The 6,400-nt window shown below is 37.2% G+C and carries 6 protein-coding genes; all 6 read right to left on the bottom strand.

Annotated features, from left to right (window positions below; genetic code table 11):
• Positions 1-1,564 (bottom strand): pectate lyase family protein (locus Q9306_RS21735; protein WP_306202278.1); only part of this gene is annotated, 1,564 nt, incomplete at its 3' end.
• Between the two features lie 11 nt (positions 1,565-1,575).
• On the bottom strand, positions 1,576-2,415 hold the full coding sequence (locus Q9306_RS21730; protein WP_306202276.1) for a phage tail domain-containing protein: 840 nt from the start codon (positions 2,413-2,415) through the stop codon (positions 1,576-1,578).
• Positions 2,408-5,011 carry a phage tail tape measure protein gene (locus tag Q9306_RS21725; RefSeq protein WP_306202274.1) on the bottom strand — a complete coding sequence of 868 codons (2,604 nt, stop codon included), beginning with the start codon at positions 5,009-5,011 and terminating at the stop codon, positions 2,408-2,410. The genes Q9306_RS21730 and Q9306_RS21725 overlap by 8 nt, the downstream gene beginning before the upstream one ends.
• 5 nt (positions 5,012-5,016) lie before the next feature.
• On the bottom strand, positions 5,017-5,214 hold the full coding sequence (locus Q9306_RS21720; protein ID WP_306202272.1) for a hypothetical protein: 198 nt from the start codon (positions 5,212-5,214) through the stop codon (positions 5,017-5,019).
• A gap of 104 nt (positions 5,215-5,318) precedes the next feature.
• Positions 5,319-5,720: a hypothetical protein gene (locus tag Q9306_RS21715; RefSeq protein WP_306202270.1), complete on the bottom strand. Its 402-nt coding sequence runs from the start codon at positions 5,718-5,720 to the stop codon at positions 5,319-5,321.
• 43 nt (positions 5,721-5,763) lie between these two features.
• Positions 5,764-6,396, bottom strand: coding sequence for a hypothetical protein (locus tag Q9306_RS21710; RefSeq protein ID WP_306202268.1), 633 nt, complete (start codon positions 6,394-6,396; stop codon positions 5,764-5,766).
• Positions 6,397-6,400: the final 4 nt, after the last annotated feature.

Below are 6,400 nucleotides of genomic sequence, written 5' to 3'. Positions count from 1 at the left end.
GTGGAGCATTGTCACCTTCCTTACTTTTAAACCAGATACCGCGTGATGTTTCTTTATTTTTACCGTTTCTAATATTTACACCTTCTATTGTGAAATCTTCGCAAGTATTGTTTAGAATTTGAAAAATAAGACCATGCCCAATATCATTTCCAATTACCTTTTCTGTTTTGAAATAAGACATATTATTGAATAATCCGAGCTCTTCTAACACATTCTCACCTTGTACGTTATAAGTGATATTTTTATGAATCACTTTATCTACTGGTGCAATTTCTACTAAACCTTTTTTCACATTTTTTAATTTAAGATTTACATTTACATTGTCGCAAGGTGTCATATCATAAGGCTTCGCATTTTGATTTGTGAGCGCATTTTTATCGTTGAATACATAAATACCTACCGCTGCACCTATTGATGTCGTAGCGCTACAATCTACAGCTTCTATGTCTATTTTTGAATCTTTCACAGCATTCAAAGCGACGTATGATTGCGACTCACCACCATTAATAATTTTTGTATCAATCACAACATCCTGGCAATGTGATAACACAAATGCTTTTGTATCTTTTAGCTTTTTAAGATCGAATAGTCCACCTTTAAAAGTGATTCCCCTTGTTTTATCATATCCACCGATATTAACTGTATCTTTATTAGTAAATAACGTTGTACTTCCTGCCTTTAAAACAAATAAAGCATTCGGATCTGCGCGAATTGTAATGTTACTTGGAATTTCTAAATCACCAATTGTGTACGTTCCTGCTGGAATATCTAATGTTTTCCCCGCCGACTCATTTAGAGCTTTTTGAAAGGCCGCGTTATCGCTACCGTAATAATTGACACTGTTATATGGAATCATTGCTCTGATTGCCACATCTAACGAAGGATGCTTACTTTTTACATTTAACACTTCTTGCTTTATGTCGTCATAAGCACCTTCAAAACCGAATGGAGTCCAGGCTTTCAGAATATTACCTTTATGCACAGTTTGCACATACATTTTACTTGTATCTCCGTCAATACCTAACATGATTGTGTATTCGTTTGTAGTGAATGTATTCGCGATAATAACTCCAACCTTGCTCCCATTTGGTTGCCCGCTTATCCCATCACCATATATGCTATAAGTAAAAAAAACAGATTTACCTACAATTTCATTAATATCTTTAACACGTTTCCCGATTCCTTTATCATCCGTTAATTTTATTTGTTGAAACTTGTCTGTATTATCAAGCTTTGCTTTTATTTTTTGATTGAAATCATATAAAGTCTTTTCACCTAACCTTGCTGCGACTACCTCATCAAAATTTGATGGCTTAGCTGCTAAGAAATCTGAAATCATCCTTTTGACTACATTTAAAGTATTTGTATCACCATCTTGAATTGCTCTTTCTAACACTGCTTTATCGATGCCATATTTATTCAAAAATCTATTGAATTCAGCTTCTAAGCTACTAATATCTATTGCATTCTTGTTAATGCCTTTGTATATATTGTCTACTTCTTCATTTAACTGCATTCGTTCATCAGCATTGATTGGACTGTTAATTTGATATAGTCTTTGCATTCTCTCACCCCTTACAAGTAATAAAATTTCGTATCAATCTCACACCAATGGAATGTAGATGATTCGATTTTGATTTGGTTTATACCCGGTACAAGATGTATTTCCCCTGCGTCAGCATGACGTACAAGATTACGAGAATATTCATCTTCTATGTGAAGCCCCTTTATAACAATTATTCCCTGTGAAACTGCGCTCGGGTTATAAATTGTTAATGAATCATTAGTAGTAAAGTTAGTAATTTTCAAGTAACGTGGATCACACTTAATACGCCATTTTATATCGTGCTGTGCCGGATTAATCTCCATGGTCCCTATGTTTTTAAAATGGAACTTTTTTTCTTTGAATGTGTAATTATAGTCGTCGTCCCATTCCATTCCCATTCCCCATGCAAATTTATTAGAATCCCATTCTTTTACGTCCAAAGAGGTGAATGTACTTTCGCCAAAACCGTCAATATTATCAAACTCAACAGTTATAACAGGAGATAAATCACCGTACCCTTCTCTCTTCATTTCCATGTTTCTATATTGGACACGGTATGAAATGGCTGGTTCTAATGTGGAAATAATTCTAAAGACGCCGAGCCTTGCAAAGAAGGCTCTTATTTCACGTCTTTTTTCATAGAGGTTTTGTATATCGTAGGAATCAAACGTAAATTTGAGGTAATAAGGTCGCTTCGTGTACGCTCGATTTATTAGCTGTACACCATACATCCCTTTAATTTGTAACTCATCATCTCTTACCTTCGGCTCATCAACAAAAGCATCAACAACATGTAAGTTGAGTTTGCTTAACAATTGAGTATTACCATTTTCATAGATGAGCATTGCGTCATGAGGACAATTATGCAAACTCGGCACCTCCATTCTTAAGTTGTTGAATTTTATCTTCACGTACGTTGTATTTATTCACTTGGCGACTCAATCTCATTCCATCTAACTTATTTTCTTGTACAATCGTAATTTCAATAGGTCTATCATTGTTACTCTGCATAGGCATTGTTTGAGCAATTTCTTGACCAATTCTTCCAAGCGTGCTATCACGTAAAGGAAGGACAGCTTCATCGTATCCTTTAGCATCACCAACACCGACGAGTGTTGGCATACCCGGTTTAACAAGTGCACCATTTGCTGCCCATTTAACATCGAATGTTGGCAGCCCTTCGCTTGCCCATTTTGTTGGATTTAGCGAACCATTTACATTGACTTTCGGAACAGGAATATGAACGCCACTAAACATATTAGCAATTCCATCTCGAATTTTACTTATCCATCCGGTGATTCCTACCCATGCCGATTTTATCGGATCTACTAATTTTGATGTCATCTTTGATGCTGCCGATCCAATATCAGCTACCATTCTAACAACCGATGAAATAGGCTCTTTTATGAACGTTTTGAAGTACTCAACAACCGTTGACCACATACCACTAATTGATGATGCAAAAGAACTTGCTAATCCCTTCACGGCACCAAAAATTTGTTTTACGAACGAAAACTGAATGAGCCCCCACACAAATTGAATCGCGCCGTTGAATATCTGTTTTATACCTTCCCACATTCCGGAAAAATCACCAGTCAAAACAGATGAGAAAAATTTAATTACTCCCATAATGATATTTACCGCACCTTGGATAATATCCTTAATAGCATCCCAAGCTGACTGTACAATCATCATAATTACTGGCATTACAAAAGAAATAATAGATTGAATGATTGAAAATGCATTTTGTACAGCTTGAACAATTTGATCTCCGTTTTCCTTCCAAAAAGATGCAATTTGTTCTATAATTCCATTCACAAAATTGAGAACGTCTGTTAAAAGAGGCATTAAATAAGGAGCTATTGTATCGAAGATACCTTTTATGAAGTCCCATGCTGCACTAATTATCCCAGTTATAACTGGAATGAAAGATTGCAGTCCATTTTGGATATTTGTTAACAAATTCGTTATTGATACATACACATCTTGAGCAAACATAATAACGTCCGCTTTTCGCTCTGATGAGAAACCCAATTTATCTAGAAAACTACCAGCTGTACCCCAATCGCCAGAAACCAAGGCTTTCATAGTTTCTATTCCATATTGAACAGCTGCCGTAGTATCTTGTATAAACTTGATTGCATTGGCTAAGAAACCTAACTTTGTCAAAATGTCATAACCTTGAACCATGGCATTTCTATCACCAGATGCGGCTAACCAAAAATCTTTAATAGCTTGTCCTATAGCTTGAATATTACCTACATAATTGTTTAAGTCTACAAACTTATTAATCGCACCATCTACCCATTGAACAACTTTGGTTAATCCGATGACAATAGCACCTAGAGCGGGAGCAATAAGCGTGAAAATTGTTATAGCTAATCCTTCTAATGCTGAGGTAAATTCATCCCATTTACCTTTTAAATTATTCGTCATCGTATCAGCCATTTTCTTTGCTGCACCATCTGCATGTTCTAATGCTTTTGTGTTTTCTTCTAAGTATCCACTTCCAGCTTGTAAAAGAGCTGCCCAGTTTTTATACGCTTCTGCACCAAACAGAGTAGTTAATGTTGCTGACCTTTGTTGATTTGTCATTTTATTTGTTTTATCTTCTAATTCTTTAATCATTGTTGGTAGTGGTTTAATCTTTCCTTGTGCATCAAAGAAAGTGAGGTTCAACTCATCCATTACCTTATGCATTTCTTTTGTTGGTTTAGCTAAACGACCAAGTGATGTCGCAAACGCTTGTCCTGCAACAGAACCTTTTAATCCACTGTTCGACATAGCCATCATTGCAGCTGACGTTTCTTCCATTGTGAAACCGACAGTATGCGCTGTCCCTGCTGCATACTTCATCGCTTCACCCATCTCGCTTACATCTGTATTTGCGTCAGCTGCCGCTTTCGCTAACACATCTGCTGTATGTGTAGCTTGTTCTGCTTTTAGACCAAAGCCACTCATAATATTAGATGCAATGTCTGCTGCGGCACCTAAATCAAGAGCGCCTGAAGCTGCTAAGTCCAGCATACCGGGCATAGCTTTTAAGATATCGCCAGTTTTAAATCCCGCTTGCGCAAGATACATCATACCCTCACCGGCTTGAGTAGCCGAGAACTGCGTTGTTGCACCTAACTCTTTCGCTTGCGCTTGCAACTGTTTCATTTCGTTACCAGATGCACCGGAAACAGCTGCTACTTTTGACATTATCTGCTCGAAATTAGCACCAGCTGTGACAATACCAGCTAATGATGCACCAACACCGACTGCCACTCCTGCCATGCTGGCCATTGGTATAACAGCTGCACCAATTGATTGACCTAATTGACCAAACTTTTGGCCCATGCCAGAAAAACCTTTATTAATGTTTCTGCTGGTACTCTGTGCATGTCTGTCTAATCGTTCCAATCCCTGCCTTGCTTCTTGATCTCGAAGAAAGACAGAACCGAACATTCGAAAAACTTCCATATGCGTTAATCACCACGCATTTCTTTATATCTTTTTGAAATATTTGCTGCTTTTTCGAGGATTCTTTCTTTATCCTCTTCTGTCATACGGCTGTGTTGTTTCTGATCACTTGTAGAAAAGGCTTGTTCATACGGGATGATATTTCCGTTGAGGGCCATAAGTGGAATGTGATGCAACCAAGTTTGGAAACGACGTTCTTCCATTCGTTTCTCTTTGGCTTTGTAATAGAGGGCAAAAACATTTTGAAGTGATAATGACGAAATATATGACATATCACTATACCTTGTAGCTAAAGAGTCTATGAAATCTATTTCGTCAATTTCAGTAGCCCTTTGACTGAGTTCAAAAAACCTTCTTTACCTTCATTTTCCATAAAATCACTCACAACAGCTTCTAATTGGTCATCAAGGTAATATTCAAGTTGTGGAACAGAAGTTTTATAAATAGAGGCTAACCATTCAAAAAATTCACTCTCCGCTGCACCGATGTTTGACAAAACAGCATACATCATATCAATACCTAACTCGATCTGCATTTGTTTAACGTCTTCACCTTTATTAGCACGATCGCTCATTTCAGCACCTTTCACTGCTAACTCTCTAAACTCTTCTTTTAAATTCATTTTGTTTAAAATACGGGAGCAAGCGAATACGTCTTTAATCCCTAATTTCCGCATTTTATATTCTTTATCATTTAATGTAATAGCCATTCTATTAGTCTCCTTTTATAGCAATAGAAAAGGTTACCCCTCCCTATTGCTTTTCTAATGTTTTTACCTTTTCTGCTGCTTCTGGCGGTAAATTACAAACAAATTCTTTACCGCCGCCCTCAATCCAAATTTCGAACGGTGCTTTGTCTAGGTCACAAGGATCACGGTGTCCAGTAAAGGTTGCTTCTGGCGCCATTTCTTCGCCACCTTCGAATGCTGCTTCAATTGCACTATCATTTAAAGCGTTAAGTACCATAATAATAACGTCACGGCCATCTGCTGTTTCACCGACAAAAGCAATATTTTCTAAGTAAGAATCCATTGTTACTTTCTCACGTGAAGTGATTACAGAATATTTCTTTTTCTGACCACCAACAGTTTTTTCAACTTCTGACACCTCTGCTCCCGGAAAGAAGTTTACTACTTTTTTAGGATCGAAGAATTCAAGCAATCCTCCTGTTTTCATCTGTGTTTTAGATGAAACAATACGCTTAAATCCTTTTGTATCCCCCTTTGAACCGTTATACTCTACAGCTTTAAATTCTGGTTCATAAGAGAATGAACCCCCACCTTTTAACGCTCCTAATGGAATTTCTTTATCTTTAATACCAAGGTTCATAATGATCGCCCCTTCGCCTAATACAAGGGCATAAGGATTTGGTCTTGGCGCTGCCATTTAC

This window comes from Bacillus multifaciens, from assembly GCF_030756675.1.
Taxonomy (GTDB): domain Bacteria; phylum Bacillota; class Bacilli; order Bacillales; family Bacillaceae_G; genus Bacillus_A; species Bacillus_A multifaciens.
This window is presented reverse-complemented; position numbering and strand designations above follow the sequence as displayed.